Raw genomic sequence first — 17,046 nt, 5'->3', positions numbered from 1 at the left:
CGGGCGACCAGCGCCTTCAAAGACGAAGTCCCGGCCTCAGCCGGGACCTCGAATGGGATCACGCCGCGCGGCGTGCCTTGGGCTTGTCGTAGGGCACGTCGTCGAGCTTGGCGGTCAGCGCCTTTAGCTCATCCGTCACTGCCTGGTCACGCGCGTGATATTTGGCGTCGAGCGCTTGCTCCTCGGCGCTCAGCTCGCGAAAGTAGGTGATCGAGAGGCGGCGGCCGAAGATGTCGTCGCCGCGCAGCTTGAGCTCGGGGTCGGCGCCCTCGGGCAGGCTGTCGCGAATGGCCGTCAGCGTGGTGATCAGCCGGTCGAGCGACGTGTAGTCGCTGACTTCGATATAGTCCTTCACTCGGGTGCGCATCGTTCCGTCCCTCCCCGCAACCGGGGGTTTCATCTGCCCTGACGCATCGTCGCGCAAGGCGATTTGAGCCACTTATCCCCAGATCAGTTGCCGCCGACTGAACATCGGGCCAATACCGGGTTCATATGATCGATCAGACCCATCAGCTCACGCTTCGTGCCGGCCCCCTCGAACTGGTGCTAAGTCCTTCATTGGGCGGGTCTATTCATCGCTTCACCTGGACTTCCGAAGGGCGCCGCGTCCCGCTTTTGCGCGAAAGCCACAGTGGAGAAACAACCGTTCTCGACCAGGCGAGTTTCCCGCTGGTGCCTTACGTGAACCGGATCCGCGATGGCCGGTTCGTGTTTCGCGGCGAGGAGGTCCGGTTGGCGCCGAACATGGCGGGCGATCCCTCGCCGCTCCACGGGCAGGGCTGGCTCGGGGCCTGGAATGTCGCGACGGCGCACGAAAGGTCGGCCGAGCTTCGCTTCACCCACGAGGCAGGCGAATGGCCGTGGGACTGGAAAGCGCGGCAGTCGTTCGCTCTCGACGAGCGCGGCCTGTCGCTGACGCTCGAGTGCCGCAACACCAGCGACCGGCCGATGCCCTGCGGTCTTGGCCAGCACCCCTATTTCCCCTGCACCAGCGAGACCCGGATCCGGACGCAGGTCGCAACCGCGTTCGAGATCGACGAGCATGTCCTGCCGACGGGCGAAGTGCCCGCGACCGGGCGCTACGACCTGTCGGACCGCGCGGCCTGCGGGCAGGGGCTCGACCATGGCTTTGGCGGATGGGGCGGCGAGGCGCTGCTGACCGACCCGGCATGGCCGGCGACTCTTCGCCTGACGAGCCCCGAGGCGCGCTTCTTCCAGCTATACTCGCCCGAAAGCGGCGGCATCTTCGTCGCCGAGCCCGTGACCCACGCCAATGCCGCGCTGAACGAACCCGAGGCGCGCTGGGCGCAGCTTGGCATGCGCGTTCTCGAGCCCGGCCTGTCCATGCGCCTCACCATGCGGCTCGAACTCGCATGAGCCTAGGCCTCATCGCCACCGGAACGCTCGGCAGCTTCCTTGCGGGGCAGGCGACGACGCTTGGCGCCCTGCCGGTCTTCTTCATGCGCTCGATCGGCAAGCGCACCGAAAACGCCTTTCTCGGTTTCTCGGCCGGGATCATGCTGGCGGCGAGCTTCTTCTCGCTGATCATCCCGGGGCTGGAGGCCGCGGGCGATCTTCACGGCGGCAACAAGACCATCGCAGCGACCATCATGGCCGCCGCGGTCCTTCTCGGCGCGACCACCCTCCAGCTCGTCAATCGCTACGCCCCGCACGAGCATTTCATTTCGGGCCCCATGAGCGGCGCGGAAAAGAGCAAGCTCGCGCGCATCTGGCTGTTCGTGATCGCCATTTCGCTCCACAATTTTCCCGAAGGCCTGGCGGTCGGGGTGAGCTTCGGCAGCCCCGACCAGACCGCCGGCTATGCCACCGCCTTCGGCATCGGGCTCCAGAATGTCCCCGAGGGCCTCGCCGTCGCTTTGAGCCTCGCGGCGGTCGGATACAGCCGAACCTTCTCCTTTCTGATCGCGGTGCTGACGGGACTGATCGAGCCTGTCGGCGGCTTCCTCGGGATTTCGGCCATTTCGGTCTCGAGCGAGCTTCTGCCGTGGGGTCTGGGCTTTGCGGGGGGCGCGATGATCTGGGTCGTGTCGAGCGAGATCATCCCCGAAACGCACCGCGAGAAGCAGGAGGGAATCGCCACCTTCGCCCTCATGCTGGGGCTGGCGGTGATGATGTTCCTCGACTGGACGTTCGGCTAGGGAGCCGGTGCGGGTCCGCCGCGTTGTGCCGGACATGCAACGATCGTGGGTCAGCAATCGGGATCGCGTGACGGCCTTGGGCGCCGTGGTGCTGGTGCATGCGGGTATCCTCGCGGCGCTGCTGACGCTCGGCCCCGGGAAAGCGGTCCTCGAAGCGGTCAATCCGCTGAAGGTGTTCGACGTCCTTCCCGATCCTCCGCCACCCCCGCCGCCGCCACCCGCGATCCAGGAATCGAAGAAGTTGCCCAAGCCCGAGGGCGCCTCGGCGCCGCCGGCGAAAAAGGCCGAAGCGACCCCGATCGTGAAGCCGCCGCCCAAGGTCGTCCTTCCTCCGCCCCCGCCGCCGGTGGTCGCAGCGCCGACCCCGGGCACGGGCGCGGCCCCCTCGCAAGGCGCGGCACCGGTCGATGGGCCGGGCACGGGTGCGGGCGGGACGGGCAACGGCACGGGCAGCGGTGGCAGCGGCTCGGGTCCGGGCGGCGGCGGCAGCGGCGGCCAGGGCGTCGGCCCCTCGGTCATCGACAGCACCAAGCTCACCGGCCGGAGCTATCCCGCCGCCGTGCTCCGTGCCTGGCCGCGCGGGCGCCGCGTGCTGGTCGCGGTCCGCGTTCAGGTCGACGGCCGCGCCACCGACTGCAAGATCAACGGGTCGAGCGGCGATCCCAACGTCGACGCCTGGACCTGCCGGCTGGTCGAAGAGCGGGTGCGCTTCAAACCCGCGCTCGACGACAACGGCCGGCCTTATGTGCGCTGGTACGGCTACATCCAGGCGCCGGTGAACTTCTAGTCGCGCACTTCCTGTGCATCGACCCAGCGGTCGGCGCCGGGCCGTGGCCGCCACAGGAAGCTGCTCGGAACCCAGGCTTCGACCGGCCGCCCCGCCGTGTCGCGCGCCGGCCGCCAGCGCAGGCGGCGGACGGCCGAGGCGCAGGTGGCCTGGTCGAGCGCGGCGATCCCGCTTCCGCGTGCAATCCGGCAATCGCGTACCGATCCGTCGCGCCCGATCAGCAGGCGGAAGGCGACCGGGAGCGGCCGGGTGAGGTTGAGACCGCGCGGCGCATCACGCTCGAGGATGTCGCCCGCGACATATTCGGGTTCGGCCGCGACTCCGCCCGCACCGCCGCCGCCCGTTCCGTCGCCGAATCGACCCGCGCCCAGTCCATCGCCCTCGCCGCCGCGGCCGGTGCCGGGTCCGTCGATCGGCGCCGCCCCGGCCTTGGGCGCGGTGCCGGTGCCGGCGACGGGGGCGGCGGGGAGGGGCGGCGGCACCGGAAGACGAACCTCCGGCGGCGGCGCGACGACTTCGGTCGGGGTATTCTTCTTGGCAGGCGGCGCGGCGGCGCCCTCGGGGTCCTTGGCGCGCTCGGTCGGCTTGGGCGCTTTTTCGGGCGTCATGGGGACGGCCGGCGGCTCGGGCGGCGGCGGGTCGGTGAGGTCGATCAGCGCGAGCGGCTGCTCGAGCACCTTGGGCACCGGCGTCACCCCGAGCCCGGTCAGCAGCGCCCAGCCGAGCGCGACGTGGATGAGCGCGGCGAGCCCGACGGATCGGGCGCGGTCGGTTCGGCTGGCGATCTGGCGGCGCATCATGGGTCTGATGCCCGCGCACGGCTGAACCCGGCCTTGCCCGGTGTCAGGCCGGGGCCATGCCCTCGGCAAGGAGCGCCGCGGTCACCGTCACCGGATTGACGACCAGGCTCGCCCCCGCGGCCCCGGCAATATCCTCATTGTCCTCGTTACGAATGGTGATGGCGATGTGGAGCGCGGGCGCGAGCTTGCGCGCGCTCAATGCGATGAGGATGCTGGTGTCGTCCCGCCCGGCGGAAATGATCATCCGCTGCGCCGCGCGGATGCGAACCGCCTCGAGCAGTTCATCGCGGCTGGCGTCGCCCTGGATCACCGCCGCGCCAAGCTCGCGTGCCGCAACGCAGGCGACCTCGTCGCAATCGATGACGACCAGCTTCTCCGCGGCCAGCCCGCTGCCGAGCAGATGCGCCGCGGTCGTGCTCCCGTTCTTGCCGAAGCCAGCGACCACGACATGGCCCTCGAGCCCTTCCTGGATCCGCGCCATGCGCATTCTCTCCCAAACCCGCTTGAACAGAAGCTCGAACGCCGTGCCGAGGAAGATCAGCCAGATGAAGAGGCGGATCGGGGTCAGCAGGAAGGCGTCGATCAGCCGCGCCTTTTCGGTCACCGGCACGATGTCGCCATAGCCGACCGTCGTCACGGTGATCATGGTGAAATAGAGCGTGTCGGCAAAGCTGACCGCCCCGTCGATGTTGTCGCGTAAGCCGTCGCGGTCGATCCACAACAATAGGAATGCGCTCACCAGCAACCCGAGCGCGAGCAGCGCGCGAAGCCCGAGCTTGCGCCAGGGAGAGGCTTTGGACCGTCTTGAGAGGGGCGGTAGCTCGCGCTTCATTGCCGGAACGAAACGGATGTTGCGGCATTAGGGTCCAGCAGCAAATGCAAGGGGCGGATGATGGAATCGCTTGGTTCGTTGCGCAACGTGCTGGCGCTTGGCGCCCTGATTCTGGCCAGTCCGGCCGCCGCGCAGAGCGGTGGCCAGCTCATCGCTTCCGAACCGATCGTCCAGACCCCGCCCGGAACCCAGGCATGGCGGGTCCGCTATCTCACGCGAAGCGATCGCGGTGCGGCGCAGGAGGTGACTGGGGTGGTCATCGCACCGCGTGAAGCCATTCCCGCGCGGGCACGTCCGGTCATCGCCTGGACCCACGGCACCTGGGGTGTGGCCGAGCGCTGCGCGCCGTCGCTCAGCCCGAACTTCTTCGCCGCCACGCCCGCGATCGACGCCGTGTCGCGAGGCTATGTCGTGGTCGCGCCCGACTATCCCGGGCTCGGAAGCCGCGGGCCGCATCCCTATCTCGTCGGCACCGTCACGGCCCGCTCGGTCCTCGATGCGGTGCGCGCGGCGCAGGCCATCCCCGGCGCGGCCGCCGGCAATCGCTTCGCGGTCTGGGGGGAGAGCCAGGGCGGGCATGCCGCGCTGTGGACCGGACAATTGGCAAGCGCCGAGGGCGCCGGCCTCACCCTCGTCGGCGTTGCGGCGGGCGCGCCGCCGACCGATCTTGCCGCCAATTTCCGCCTGTCGAGCGATCCCAATGCCAAGGCCTTTCTGACCGCGCTCGCGGCCGACAGCTGGAGCAAATATTATGGCGTGCCGCTGCGGCTCGGCGCGCGGCGCACCCCGGGCATCATCACCCGCATGGCGCAGAACAATTGCGTGTCGATCGGCTCGACCCCGAAGCTCGGCACCATCCTCGGCATGCTGGCACTTCGGCAGGACCTGAAGAATGTCGACTTCGGTCGCACGGCCCCCTGGTCGTCCTATGTCCGGGCCAATAGCCTTTCGCCCGTCAGCCGCGTGCCCGTCCTGATCGCGCAAACGCGCGAGGATCCGCTGGTCGCGCCCGCCGTCACCCGCGCCTTCGCGCGGCGGATGTGCGCCAACCGGGTGCGGGTGCGGTGGATCGATCTGCCAGGCAAGGATCATGCGACCACCGCCAAGCAGAGTGCCGCGCAGACCATCGACTGGATCGACCAGCGCTTCGCCGGAACGCCCGCGCGCAGCGACTGCGGCCGCATCTGAAGACCAGCCCGGGAGGAACCATCGCCATGAACAAGCTTGCCCTGACCGCCGCGGTTGCGCTCGCCGCCACCGGTGCCGCATCGGCCTCCACGCCTGCCGCCTGGGCAGCGCTCGACCGGCAGGTCAACCGTGCCTGCCTCGTCAATTCGGGGTTGAAGCAGGCGAAGATCATTGCCGACAAGGCGAGCTTTCCCGACCGCGTGCCGGTCGAAATCCGGATCGTCGAAGGCTATAATCGCGGCAACGTGATCGACGTGAAGCTGTGCGCCTACGACCGCCGCACCAAGCGCGCCGCGTTCACCGAGGGTCAGGGCCGGCTCGGGGTCAACCGCCGCTGACCGGAAGCTAGCGTAGCGCGGCGGTGACCGCGTGTATCGGCGTCCCAATGGCGTCGCCAACCACGCTCGCGCCGAACATCGCCACCCCGACAATCCCGGCAAGGACGAGGCCGAACTCGATCGCGCGGCCGGCGAAGCGGCTTTGCTCGAAGGCTTCCGCGACCGAAGAGGGGCGGGGGTGGAGCCGCCGCTCCTGTGCTTGCGCGTTGTCGGAAGCGGCGGTGGCGGTCTCGTCGCGATCGGCCGCGACCGCGTCGACCGGCACCGCATCCTGCGTCAGCGCGCCGAAGCGGTCCTTCTTGGTCCAGACGACCCGCGCGACGATGACGTGCCGCCCGCGGCGCACTTCGATGTAGCTGCCGGTGGGCGGGGTCCGCGGGCATTTCACCTGAAGGCCCCGCGTGGACAGGTCGAGCAGGCAGACGTCGGCCCAGGCCGCGCCCGAGCGCATGCGAACCGGAAGATAGAGCTTCCGGCGCGGCGCTCGCGGCCTGTGATGCTGAATGCGTCCCTGTTCCATGACCATGTGTCCGATCGTTCGGCACAGGCTTGCGCGATCATGATGGGCAAAGAGTGGAGCAAAAGTCCGAAACGGCGGAAGTGACCCGCACGGCCACCGATCGCGCGGCTGCGTGGCGGTGGCAGGTAGGCCCAGTCCCTTTGAGCAAAGCTCAGTCCATATTGGCGGAACGCGAAAGGTAACGTTGAGCGCGGTCATATACTTGGCGACCAGCCAAGGAACACATCGCCATGACTTTGAAGCCCAAGAAAGCCCTGTTGCTCGCGCTCGTCCTGTTGCCGTGTGCGCAGGCGGCGCATGCCGGCACCGCGCAGACGACGATGAGCGTCTCGACGACGGTGCTAAACTCCTGCCTCGTCAGCGCCGCGCCGCTGGCATTCGGCAATTACGATCCGGTCAGCACCACCGCCACCAATGCGACGAGCTCGATCACGGTCACCTGCACGCCGGGAACGAGCTTCGTCGTGGGCCTGAATGCCGGCACCGCCTCCGGCGCGACGGTCTCGACGCGGCAGATGTCGTTCGCGTCCAATCGCCTGGGTTACGCGCTGTTCACGGACCCCTCGCGCACCAGCAACTGGGGCAACACGTCGGGTGTCGACGCGCTGGCGCCGGTGACCGCGACGAGCACGCCGAGCGTACTCACCGTCTACGGCCGCATCGCCGCCGAGCAGAGCGTCCCCGCGGGTGCCTATGCCGATGTGGTGACGGTCACGGTGACTTATTGAATGACGCACCTCGGCCGGCATTGCTGGGGTATTCTCGCGCTCGCGCTCGCCGCGGGCCCGTGGCTTGCGCCGCCTGCTTCGGCCTCGCGGATCGCGGTCGCGCCGATCAGGATCGAGCTTGGGACCGACGCCAATTTCTGCGCGCTCACCGTCAGCAACCTCGGCCTGGAAAAGGTCGCAGTGCAGGTGCGCGGCTTCGCCTGGTCGCAGAAGCCTGACGGCACCGACCAGCTCGATCCCGCCGACATCAGGGTCAATCCTTCGGTGACGGAAGTCGCGCCCGGCGCCAGGAGGCTGGTGCGCTGCAGCCTCCCACCCCACGGTGGCGCGACCGAGAGCAGCTATCGCCTGCTGGTCGACGAAATCCCGCAGGGCGAGGCGCCGCCGGGCACCATCAAGGCCGTGCTTCGCTTGAGCATCCCCATCTTCCGCACGCCCAAGGCCGCCGCGCCCGCGCTGCGCTGGCAACCCGGCCCGCCCGGCGCGATCGAGATCAGCAATAATGGCCGCATGCACACGGTTGTCGGCAAGCTCGTCATCCACCGCGCCGGTGAGGCACCCGAGACGATCACGCGCGGCTTCTACCTTTTGGCGGGGGCGAGCCGTCTTGTTGTGCCCGCGCAGGGCGGCGCGATCACGAGCATCGAGGCGGTGACCGCCACCGGGCGCGTCGAGGCCATAACCAAGCGCCAGGACTGACCATGCGCGCGGGTGGCCGTCCCCGGCCCAAGCGGCAGAATTTCGAACCGCCTGCGCTGCTGCTCGCCGTGCTTCTCGGCGGCGCCTCGCCGACTACCGCCCTTGCCGATCCTGGCGAAACGGGGGTCACACCGGTCGAGCTGGTGCTGAACGGTCAAAACCAGGACCGGCCGACGCTGGCCGTGCGACGCGGGACGACCCTCCTGGTCCTGCGTGACGACCTCTTGGCCATCGGGATCTTCATCCCCGACACGGCGGCGACGGTCTCGATCGACGGTCAGGCATTCGTCTCGATTGCCGACGTGCCCCAGCTTGCCGCCCGCCTTGGCGACGATGGCGCGACCTTGTTTCTCCAGGCCGGACCCGATGCGTTCGGTCCGCCGCAGCGCGCGCTTCGCGCCGAGCCTGCCTCCCCGTCGCTGAGCCCGATCGCGCCGCTCGCATTCCTCGGCTACGACCTCTCCCTCGCCACCGATGGGGGCGGGGCGCGGCTGGGCGGATTGTTCGACGCGGGCCTGTCGGGCGCCTGGGGCGTCGCCGGCACCACCGCGCTCCTGCCGCCGGCCGGCCACCAGCTCGTGCGGCTCGACAGCGCGTTCCAGCGCGATCTTCCCGCGCAGCGGCTGCGGCTCGTCCTTGGCGACACGATCAGCCGGGGCGGGGACTTCAGCAGCCCGCTGCGCTTCGGCGGGATCCGGATCGGCACGGACTTTTCGCTCGACCCCGAAGCCGTCACCACCCCGCTTGCCACCATCGCCGGCTCGGCGCTGCTGCCCTCGACCGTGGAGCTGCTCGCCGCCAGCGGCCGGGTCACGCGCGAGGTCCGTCCCGGGCGCTTCCTGGTCGAGGGTCCGGTGACCGTGAACGGCGCGGGCGAACTGGTCATGCGGATCGAGGACGCGACCGGAGGCGTGCGGCAGATCAGCCAGCGATTTTACTCGAGCGCGCGGCTGCTTCGACCGGGACTCGACGACCTGTCGTTCGAGGCGGGTGCGCTTCGCCGCGATTATGGCCTTCGCAGCAATACCTATGGCGACGTCTTCGCGGCGGTCGGCTGGCGGCGCGGACTGACCCCTTACCTCACGGCCGGGGCGAGGGTCGAAGCCACCCCGTCGCGCGCGGTCGGCGGGCTGTCGGTCAATGCGGTGATCGCCAGCCTCGGCGAGGTCGCGCTGGCAGGCGCAATGTCGAACGATGGCGACGGCACGGGCTCGCTGTTGCGCGCGCAGGTCCAGCGGATCGGCCGCGACGCCTCGTTCAGCGCAAGCTACACGGTCGAGAGCGCCGGCTTCGCGCCCGTCGGCGAGGAGCGTCCGGCGACCGACCGGCGCGGCCGCCAAGAGCTGGGCATCACCGCGAGCCTTGCATTGCCCGTCGGCGAGATCAGCCTCGGCCTGGTCGACGCAAGGCTCCGCGACGACACCGGTTATCGGCTCGGGACGCTCGGCTATTCGGCCTCACTCGGCCCCTTGTCCCTTTACGCCAGCCTTCGCAGGAGCCGGATCGGCGGAAGGCGGGACGACGGCTTCTTCGTGTCGCTCAGCCGGACACTCGGGAGCCGGAGCAGCGCCGCGCTGACCGCCGAGCGCGGACTGGTAACCGCAAGCTTCCAGCAGGCCGCGCCGCCGGGCGGAGGGATCGGCGTCGGTCTCTCTGCCAGTCGCGGCAGCGCCGGCGCACGCTGGAACGCCTATGCGCTGGCGACAAGCGGGATCGGCGACCTCGAGCTGACGGCCGCAGGATACGACGGACGGCTGGCGACCCGCACGAGCCTGCGCGGCGCGCTCGTCATGGTCGACGACCGCCTTGTCCCGACTGGGCGCCTCGATGATGGGCTCGCGCTGGTCGAGGTGGCGGGCGAGGGCGATGTCGCGATCACGCAGGAAGGCCGGCCGGTGGCGCGGCGGGCCGGGCGGGGCAAGGCCGTGATCCTGACCGGCCTCGTGCCCTACGCCGCCAATCGCATCGGCATCCGCACCGAGGACGTCGCCCTCGCGGTCGACCTCGACGAGGCGGAGAAGCTCGCGGTTCCGGGCTTTCGCCAGGCGGCGATCGTCCGCTTTGGCCGCGCCCGCGCAGGGACTTCGGTCACCATCGCGCTGATCGACGAGCGCGGCCAGCCGCTCGCGCCGGGGCTCGAGGTCAGCCTCGGCGGCACGCGCAGCGGCGTCACCGGCTATGATGGGCAAGTGTTCATCGACGAATATCGGGCCGGAACGGCGATCGAGGTGCGGCGGGCGAGCGGCAACTGCCTCGCGACCCTGCCGGCGGCCGACACGCAAGGCGAACCGCTTCGCTGCACCGCCATCCGCGAGGCGCGGGCGCGGTGAGCGTAAGGCACATCGTCCTCGCGCTCGCCGCGATGCTGGTGGCCGCGATCGCGACCCCGGCGGAGGCCTGCACCCTGTGCAGCTGCATCACGTCGACGACCGCGCTGAACTTCGGCAATTACGATCCGACCGTCGCCAGCCCCGACGACGCAAGCGCCACCGTCTCGATCGACTGCAGCGGCATCGTGTCGTTGTTCGGGCTCGTCGAGGTGAAAGCGGGCACGGGACAGTCGAATAGCTTTAACCAACGGACGATGCGGCGGCTCGGCGTGTCGCTCAACTACAATCTCTTCGCCAATTCGCCGCGGACACAGATCCTCGGCGACGGCACCGGCGGGACGACGACGGTCACGTCGTCACTCAATGGGCTGCTCTTCTTCAGCACTTCCGTGCCGGTCTACGGGCGGGCGCCCGCCGGCCAGTGGGTCGCCGCGGGAACCTACACCGACACGATCCAGATCACCGTCCAATACTGACGGTCGCACGCGCCTTCGCCGCGCAATGATTAACATCCATTCTGGACCAAATAGCCTGCGTCGTGGCGCATTCCCTCTCTACGGCGACGGATTTTGCCGCACATGCTTACCGGAGGGTTAAGCGCGCTTGCAAAGAAACCGCTCACCTCATTCCGTTAAACGAAAGGATAACAGCAAGGATCTGAGGAGCCGGAAAGTGGCGCGACGTTTTGCCTTCCGAAAGCGTGCGATTGTCCTGACGACGGCGCTCGCGGCGTGGCCGGGCGAGCCGGCGTCGGCGCAGCTTCAACCCAATTATAGGAACATCAGCCCGTTCTACGGGAACATCAGTCCGTTCTACGGCAACATCAGCCCATTCTATGGGAACATCAGCCCGTTCTGGGGCAACATCAGTCCCTTCTACGGCAATATCGCGCCCTTCTCGGGCACCGGCGGGACGACCAGCTTCACGCAGGGCTGGGCGGGCGACCCCTTCTGGGGGACGCTCGGCACGATCAACCCCAAGGCGCCGGCCTACGCACGGATCGGCGACTATTGGCAGGCGTTCGGTTCGACCTGGCAGCAGGCCGCGCCCTTGTGGACCGACCCGGCCCGCGCAGGTGAATTGTCGCAGAGGTTGTCGAGCCTGATCGCGGCCACCGAGACGACCTGGGGCACCGCGCTGCTCGATGCCACCGGCAAGAGCTTCGCCGAGGGGATCGGCCGCGAACTGTTCGCGCGCTACGGCATCGATCCCGCCGACGGCGCCAGCCTCCAGCGGCTGAGCGACAATCGCCGCAACCAGTTCCTGCTCGACTGGTACGACACGCTGATGGGCTATTCCGGCCGCGACCGGATCGACCACTGGATGCCGACCGTCCGCTGGAACCCCGCCTTGTCCCAGCAGCAGGGACTTGGCGCGAGCAGCATCATCGGCATCCTCGACGGCCGCCTGTCCGACGACAGCGACGTGCGCAACAACATCGCCTGGCAGGGCGGCAGCACCGCCCAGGTCATGGGCCACGGCGTGGGCGTCGCGAGCCTCATCGTCGGCGGGCATGACGGGGTCGGAGTGATGGGCATCGCCCCCAACGCCCGGATCGCGACCTACAATCCGTTCGACAGCACCAACACTGCAAGCTGGCAGGACGTCGCCACCGGCGTCGTCGCGCTTGCCGGACGCGGCGCCAGCGTCATCAACATGTCGCTTGGCGTTCCCGGCCAGACGCTCGGTGCCGACGTCCGCAACGTCCTGTTCGATCCCAACGTCACGCTCGCGACCAAGGGCAAGACCGTGTTCGTCGTCTCGGCCGGCAACGACGGCGTCGCGCAGACTTCGAACCTCGCGTGGCAGTGGCTCAAGGACCCGGCACTGATCGTGGTCGGCTCGACCGGGGTCGACGGGACCATCTCGAGCTTCTCGAACACGCCCGGCACCGCCTGCCTCCTGTCGACGCTCAACCTCTATTGCCAGGAGCAGCTCGCCAATCGCTTCATCGTCGCGCCGGGCGAGATGATCTTGATGTCCGACGGCATGGGCGGGGTCGTGCGTCGCTCGGGTACCTCGTTCGCCGCGCCATTGGTGTCGGGCGCGATCACCCTGCTCCACGACCGCTGGCCGTGGCTCGCCAAATATCCGACCGAGACCGTGGACATCATCCTGCGCTCGGCCCGCGATCTCGGCGCGCCGGGCACCGACCCCGTCTACGGCCGCGGGATGCTCGACGTCACCGCCTCGCAGGCGCCGCTCAGCTTCAGCAACCTGACCTTCTACGAAGTGGTCAACGGCAATGCCGTGATGCGCACCGCCGACCAGGTCCGAAGCTCGGGCGTCAAATCGACCTGGGAAGCCGACGGCGCCTTCTTCGTCCTGTTCGAGAATATCGGCGCGACCCGCCGCGACTTTGCCGTTCCGCTGTCCTCGCGGCTCGTTGGCACCGTCTCGATCAATGGCGGCAACCAGGAGCAGTTCCAGCGCTTCATCAGCCAGCGCTTCGTCGACTGGATCCGGCGCGGCGTCGGCTTCAGCGACATCGCCGAGGCCCGCGTTGGTGCGCCCGGCGGATGGCAGGCGCGCTGGTCGATGGCGGCCGGCGGGGTCAGCGAACCCGCCTTCGGCCGCCGTCGACCCGAGGCGCTCACCGCGTTCGGCCTCGTCGACCCGTCCGAGCGGCTGTCGATCACCGCCGGCCGCGGGGGCGGAGCGGCCATCCTCGGCGAACGCGACGGCTTCGGGCTGACGAGCGACTATGGCCGCGAGGGCGGGATCGACCCGCTGCTGGGCTTCGCGCAGGGCGGCACCTTCCTCCGCTCCGAGTTTCGCCTCGGCACCGGAACCAGCGTCTCGTTCGGCTTCACCAGCCGCACGCAGGCCGCCGAGGAAAACGAGGCGCTGTCCCCGGCCGAGCAGCAGCTTCTCCGCTCGCTTCCCGACTATCGTGCCAAGGGCCAGAACTTCCGGATCGAGCAGCGGATCGGTGGACGCCTCAAGGCCAGCCTCGCACTGTCGCGGGTTAGCGAAGGGGACGCCTTGTTCGGAGTCCAGTCGAGCCTTCCCTCCGATTTCGAAGGCGGCGCGCGGAGCACCACGCTGACGCTCGGCGCCAGCCTCAAGCTGCCGGGCAAGACCACGCTCGCCGGGTCGGCGACCACGGGGCGCACCAGCGTAGGCCGCGACGGCAATGGCCTGCGCACCGACGGCGCGGCGATCCGTACCTCGGCCTGGGCGCTGTCGGCGACAAAGGACGCTCTCTTCGGCAGCAACGACAAGCTTCGCATCTCGCTTGCGCAGCCGCTCCACATCGACCGAGGCCAGCTCACCTACCAGTCGATGGAAGTCGTCGACCGCCAGACGGGCGAGATCGGCCTCGTCGACCGGACCTTCGACATCCGCAGCAAGACCCGCCGCTTCACCGGCGAAGCGCTCTATGCGACGCCGTTGTTCGGCGGGAAGGTCGAAGGCAGCAGCTTCGCGCGGATCAATCTCAGCAAGGGCGGCCAGACCAAGGTCGACGATGTCGTCGTCGGCGGCCGGCTCAGCATCGGCTTCTGACCTGAAAGGCAGGGCATCGCCCTATAAAGAAAAGGGTGGCGATTGATCGACACCTTGTGGGGTTGTCGGGACGCATCTTGATCATGCCGAAAAACATCCTTTTCGCCCTGCTGGTGCTGACGGCCGCCGCCGCCGCGACTCCGCCGGCGCGCGCCGCCGCTCCCGCCGTGACCGCCGGCAGGGAGAGTGCCGTTCAGCAGCGCTTCGATGCCACCATCGCCGCGAGCAAGGCCGCGATGATGAGCGAACCCGACGTCGCGCTCGCCCGGGCGAAGGACGCCATTCACCTCGCTTACGGCCTGCCCGCGCCCGAAGCCCCGCTGGCGGTCGCGAGCGGGCAGTGGCTCGCGGGCGAGGCGCTGACCCGCCTCAACCAGCCCGACGCCGCGCGGCCGATGATCGAGGCGGCGCTCAAGACAGTGGAGACCGCCGCCCCCTCGACCAAGCTCCACGCCGACCTCCTCCGCTCGCGCGCGGCGCTCGCCTCGCTCGACGGCAAGGTCCAGCAGTCGCTCGAGGGGATGCACCAGGCCTATCGCATCTATGCCGCCCTCGGCGAAGCGCGCTCGCAGTCGATCATGCTGCAGAACATCGCCTCGCTCTATCAGGACGCGCGCGATTTCCCCCGCGCGCTCAACTATCTGGGCCAGGCCGAGGACGTCTATTCGCAGGACCCGGCGCTGTCGCTCGCGCTCCACAACAATCGCGGCAACGCCTATCGCGACATGGGCGAGCATGCCCGCGCCGAGGGCGAGTTCCGCAAGGCACTGATCGAAGCCCGCGCGATGCAGAGTCCGCTGCTCGAAGCGCGCATCATCAGCAACATCGCCGCAACTCAGCTCGACCAGGGCCAGCTCACCAAGGCGGCGGCGACCATCGACCAGGGCCTCGCCATCCGAGCCAGCGCCGCGGCCGAGTGGCGCCCCTTCCTGTGGGGACTGAAGGCCCGCCTCGCCGACAGGCGCGGCGACCAGGCGCAGGCGCTCGTCATGCTCGGCCGGACCTTCGCAGGCGTCGACCTTGCCCAGTCGACCATGCCCTTCCGCGACTTCCACGAGCTCGCCTGGAAGGTCTTCGCGCGGGCCGGCCGGAGCGACGAGGCGCTGCTCCACCTCGAAGCCTTCAAGCGGCTTGACGACGATGCGCGCGAGGTCGCGGTCTCGACCAACGCGGCGTTGATGGGTGCCCGCTTCGATGCCGCCAACCAGGAGCTGCGCATCACCCGCCTCAAGGCCGAGCGTGCCCAGCGCGACCTCGAGCTCGCCCGCTCGACCCAGCGCCTTCACAACGTCCTGCTGATCGCCGGGCTCGCAGGGCTCGCTGCGGTCAGCGTCATCGGCGCGGTCGGCTTTGCCTTCCTCGCGAGCCGCCGCAGCCGCGATCGCATCAGCGCCGCCAATGCCGAGCTCGAGCATGCCGCGCGCCACGACCACCTGACCGGGCTCGGCAACCGCGCCTATTTCCGCGAATGCCTCGGGCAGGAACTCGCCACCGCCACGCCCTCGTGCAGCGTGATGCTGGTCGACCTCGACCGGTTCAAGCTCGTCAACGACACCTTCGGGCACAATGCCGGCGACGAACTGCTGCGCCAGATCGCCGGGCGGCTGCGCAAGCTCTGTTCCGGCCAGCGCCAGGCATTCCGCCTCGGTGGCGACGAATTCGCCATCCTCCTCACCGACCCCACCGAGGACATCCACGACTTCGCCGAGACGCTGATCGCCAATCTCAGCCAGCCGTGCGACCTCGGCGAGGCTTGGGCCGATGTCGGTGCCACCGTGGGCTTTGCCATCGCGGGCGAGCACGGGAGCGAACTCGACCACCTCGTCCGCTGCGCCGACCTCGCGCTCTACCGCGCCAAGGATGCCGGCCGTGGCCGCGTGTGCCGGTTCGAGCCGTGGATGCAGGACGAGGCGGACGAGCAGCGCAGCCTCGAGAACGACCTCCGCAGCGCGCTTTACGACGGCCAGCTCAGCCTCGCCTACCAGCCGATCGTGCGCAGTTCCGACGACCAGGTCGTCGCCTATGAGGCACTGCTTCGCTGGCAGCATCCGACCCGCGGCTCGATCTCGCCCACCGTCTTCGTGCCGATCGCGGAGGAAGCGCGGCTGATCAACGAGATCGGCGCCTGGACGCTGCGGCAGGCCTGCCAGCAGGCGACCGGATGGCCCGAGACGGTCAAGGTCGCGGTCAACCTGTCGGTGCTCCAGCTCGAGGCCGAGAACCTGTTCGGCACCGTGATCCACGCGCTCGCGGTCACCGGCCTCGCGCCGCAGCGGCTCCAGCTCGAAATGACCGAGAGCGTGTTCCTCCGCCACGGCTCCAAGCTCGAAAGCACCCTGACCAAGCTGCGCGATCTTGGGGTCAGCCTCGCGCTCGACGACTTCGGCACCGGCTATTCCTCGCTCGGCTACCTCCAGCGCGCGGACTTCGCGGCGATCAAGATCGACCGCAGCTTCGTTAAGGCGGCGACGCTGGGGAGCGCCGAGAGCGCGGCGATCATCAAGGCAATCGTCGCGCTCGCCCGCGGGCTCCAGATGGAATGCACGGCCGAAGGCATCGAGACGGTCGCCGAGCAGGCCGCGATGCGGCGCCTCGGCTGTTCGCAGCTTCAGGGCTTCCTGTTCGGCCGTCCCTCGCGCGAACAGCGCCCCGCCGAGGAAACCGCGTTTGCCGCCGAGGTCCACCGCCTCCCCGTGCCCCCGAGCGGGGACAGGCTCCCGCGCCAGGCCAAGGGCCGCTCGCCCCGCGATCGCCTCGGCCGGAGCAGCGGCTGAGGCGCGGCCTTCGCCTCAGTCGTGGTGGCGGGTCGCGTCGGTGACGCTTTGGTCGTGCCCGCTCTTGTCGCTGTAGAAGCTCGCCGCGAACAAGCCACAGCCGAGCACCACCGAGATGAATACCCCGCCGATCACCGCGATCACCATGTGCAGGTAGAGGTTCCCGGTCGCCCCGAGATAGACCAGCGCCCCCACCGTCATCAGCACCCCCGCGACCACGATCCACTTCATCACCCGCCGGAACTCGGCGGCGGCCTGCTGCTGTTGCTGCTGGATGGGCATAAGGTGGATGTAGGAGGAAGGGCGGGCAAGCGGAACTGGACATAGTGTCCCAAGGTCGAAGAGCCGCTTCCGACCCATTGCGGACGCCCAAGACGCATTCGG

At 69.1% G+C, this 17,046-nt stretch carries 16 protein-coding genes; 11 read left to right on the top strand and 5 right to left on the bottom strand.

Going from position 1 to position 17,046, the window contains the following annotated elements; genetic code table 11:
* Window positions 1-58 precede the first annotated feature (58 nt).
* Entirely contained in the window at window positions 59-367 is a 309-nt protein-coding gene (locus ABD693_RS01575) for a hypothetical protein (protein ID WP_344695203.1), read from the bottom strand.
* A gap of 125 nt (window positions 368-492) precedes the next feature.
* Here ABD693_RS01575 and ABD693_RS01570 point away from each other — a divergent pair, with 125 nt between their 5' ends.
* From ABD693_RS01570 to ABD693_RS01560, 3 genes are read left to right on the top strand one after another with little or no spacing between them, the layout of a single operon-like run.
* On the top strand, window positions 493-1,377 hold the full coding sequence (locus ABD693_RS01570) for an aldose 1-epimerase (protein ID WP_344695202.1): 885 nt from the start codon (window positions 493-495) through the stop codon (window positions 1,375-1,377).
* Window positions 1,374-2,159, top strand: a complete 786-nt coding sequence (locus ABD693_RS01565) for a ZIP family metal transporter (protein ID WP_344695201.1) — start codon at window positions 1,374-1,376, stop codon at window positions 2,157-2,159. Before ABD693_RS01570 ends, ABD693_RS01565 begins: the two co-directional genes overlap by 4 nt.
* A gap of 34 nt (window positions 2,160-2,193) precedes the next feature.
* Window positions 2,194-2,946: a TonB family protein gene (locus ABD693_RS01560; RefSeq protein WP_344695200.1), complete on the top strand. Its 753-nt coding sequence runs from the start codon at window positions 2,194-2,196 to the stop codon at window positions 2,944-2,946.
* Here the strand turns inward: ABD693_RS01560 and ABD693_RS01555 are convergent.
* Window positions 2,943-3,746, bottom strand: coding sequence for an energy transducer TonB (locus ABD693_RS01555; protein ID WP_344695199.1), 804 nt, complete (start codon window positions 3,744-3,746; stop codon window positions 2,943-2,945). The genes ABD693_RS01560 and ABD693_RS01555 overlap by 4 nt on opposite strands.
* A 43-nt stretch (window positions 3,747-3,789) precedes the next feature.
* Entirely contained in the window at window positions 3,790-4,485 is a 696-nt protein-coding gene (locus ABD693_RS01550; RefSeq protein ID WP_344695198.1) for a potassium channel family protein, read from the bottom strand.
* 150 nt (window positions 4,486-4,635) lie between these two features.
* On the opposite strand from ABD693_RS01550, the gene ABD693_RS01545 reads away from it, so the two are divergent.
* Window positions 4,636-5,766, top strand: a complete 1,131-nt coding sequence (locus ABD693_RS01545; protein WP_344695197.1) for an alpha/beta fold hydrolase — start codon at window positions 4,636-4,638, stop codon at window positions 5,764-5,766.
* A gap of 26 nt (window positions 5,767-5,792) precedes the next feature.
* Window positions 5,793-6,104, top strand: coding sequence for a hypothetical protein (locus ABD693_RS01540; RefSeq protein ID WP_344695196.1), 312 nt, complete (start codon window positions 5,793-5,795; stop codon window positions 6,102-6,104).
* A 7-nt stretch (window positions 6,105-6,111) separates the two neighbouring features.
* On the opposite strand, the gene ABD693_RS01535 is transcribed toward ABD693_RS01540, so the two are convergent.
* The gene (locus ABD693_RS01535; protein WP_344695195.1) at window positions 6,112-6,624 is read right to left on the bottom strand and encodes a PilZ domain-containing protein; all 513 of its coding nucleotides are present in this window, start codon (window positions 6,622-6,624) and stop codon (window positions 6,112-6,114) included.
* 230 nt (window positions 6,625-6,854) lie between these two features.
* Here ABD693_RS01535 and ABD693_RS01530 point away from each other — a divergent pair, with 230 nt between their 5' ends.
* The 6 genes from ABD693_RS01530 (at window position 6,855) to ABD693_RS01505 (ending at window position 16,662) form a co-directional block, all read left to right on the top strand.
* Window positions 6,855-7,352 carry a Csu type fimbrial protein gene (locus tag ABD693_RS01530; protein WP_344695194.1) on the top strand — a complete coding sequence of 166 codons (498 nt, stop codon included), beginning with the start codon at window positions 6,855-6,857 and terminating at the stop codon, window positions 7,350-7,352.
* A complete protein-coding gene (locus ABD693_RS01525) occupies window positions 7,353-8,051 on the top strand; it encodes a fimbrial biogenesis chaperone (RefSeq protein WP_344695193.1) in 699 nt (232 codons plus the stop codon).
* Between the two features lie 2 nt (window positions 8,052-8,053).
* Window positions 8,054-10,381 (top strand): fimbria/pilus outer membrane usher protein, encoded by a 2,328-nt coding sequence (locus ABD693_RS01520; protein WP_344695192.1) that lies wholly within the window; start codon window positions 8,054-8,056, stop codon window positions 10,379-10,381.
* Entirely contained in the window at window positions 10,378-10,857 is a 480-nt protein-coding gene (locus ABD693_RS01515; RefSeq protein WP_344695191.1) for a Csu type fimbrial protein, read from the top strand. Before ABD693_RS01520 ends, ABD693_RS01515 begins: the two co-directional genes overlap by 4 nt.
* A 196-nt stretch (window positions 10,858-11,053) precedes the next feature.
* Window positions 11,054-13,888, top strand: a complete 2,835-nt coding sequence (locus ABD693_RS01510; RefSeq protein WP_344695190.1) for a S8 family peptidase — start codon at window positions 11,054-11,056, stop codon at window positions 13,886-13,888.
* An 83-nt stretch (window positions 13,889-13,971) separates the two neighbouring features.
* Window positions 13,972-16,662 carry an EAL domain-containing protein gene (locus tag ABD693_RS01505; protein WP_344697551.1) on the top strand — a complete coding sequence of 897 codons (2,691 nt, stop codon included), beginning with the start codon at window positions 13,972-13,974 and terminating at the stop codon, window positions 16,660-16,662.
* A 15-nt stretch (window positions 16,663-16,677) separates the two neighbouring features.
* On the opposite strand, the gene ABD693_RS01500 is transcribed toward ABD693_RS01505, so the two are convergent.
* Window positions 16,678-16,944, bottom strand: coding sequence for a hypothetical protein (locus tag ABD693_RS01500; RefSeq protein ID WP_344695189.1), 267 nt, complete (start codon window positions 16,942-16,944; stop codon window positions 16,678-16,680).
* Window positions 16,945-17,046: the final 102 nt, after the last annotated feature.

Origin of the sequence: Sphingomonas rosea (assembly GCF_039538065.1) — a bacterium.
Classification (GTDB): domain Bacteria; phylum Pseudomonadota; class Alphaproteobacteria; order Sphingomonadales; family Sphingomonadaceae; genus Sphingomicrobium; species Sphingomicrobium rosea.
The sequence above is the reverse complement of the archived record's forward strand: the minus strand, read 5'-3'. Positions and strand labels throughout refer to the sequence as shown.

Coding starts and splice junctions, on each gene's coding strand:
- ABD693_RS01530 (WP_344695194.1), top strand. CDS start 6,855: ATGACTTTGAAGCCCAAGAAAGCCCTGTTGCTCGCGCTCGTCCTGTTG.
- ABD693_RS01560 (WP_344695200.1), top strand. CDS start 2,194: ATGCAACGATCGTGGGTCAGCAATCGGGATCGCGTGACGGCCTTGGGC.
- ABD693_RS01505 (WP_344697551.1), top strand. CDS start 13,972: ATGCCGAAAAACATCCTTTTCGCCCTGCTGGTGCTGACGGCCGCCGCC.
- ABD693_RS01535 (WP_344695195.1), bottom strand. CDS start 6,624: ATGGAACAGGGACGCATTCAGCATCACAGGCCGCGAGCGCCGCGCCGG.
- ABD693_RS01500 (WP_344695189.1), bottom strand. CDS start 16,944: ATGCCCATCCAGCAGCAACAGCAGCAGGCCGCCGCCGAGTTCCGGCGG.
- ABD693_RS01570 (WP_344695202.1), top strand. CDS start 493: ATGATCGATCAGACCCATCAGCTCACGCTTCGTGCCGGCCCCCTCGAA.
- ABD693_RS01545 (WP_344695197.1), top strand. CDS start 4,636: ATGATGGAATCGCTTGGTTCGTTGCGCAACGTGCTGGCGCTTGGCGCC.
- ABD693_RS01575 (WP_344695203.1), bottom strand. CDS start 367: ATGCGCACCCGAGTGAAGGACTATATCGAAGTCAGCGACTACACGTCG.
- ABD693_RS01540 (WP_344695196.1), top strand. CDS start 5,793: ATGAACAAGCTTGCCCTGACCGCCGCGGTTGCGCTCGCCGCCACCGGT.
- ABD693_RS01555 (WP_344695199.1), bottom strand. CDS start 3,746: ATGATGCGCCGCCAGATCGCCAGCCGAACCGACCGCGCCCGATCCGTC.
- ABD693_RS01520 (WP_344695192.1), top strand. CDS start 8,054: ATGCGCGCGGGTGGCCGTCCCCGGCCCAAGCGGCAGAATTTCGAACCG.
- ABD693_RS01525 (WP_344695193.1), top strand. CDS start 7,353: ATGACGCACCTCGGCCGGCATTGCTGGGGTATTCTCGCGCTCGCGCTC.
- ABD693_RS01565 (WP_344695201.1), top strand. CDS start 1,374: ATGAGCCTAGGCCTCATCGCCACCGGAACGCTCGGCAGCTTCCTTGCG.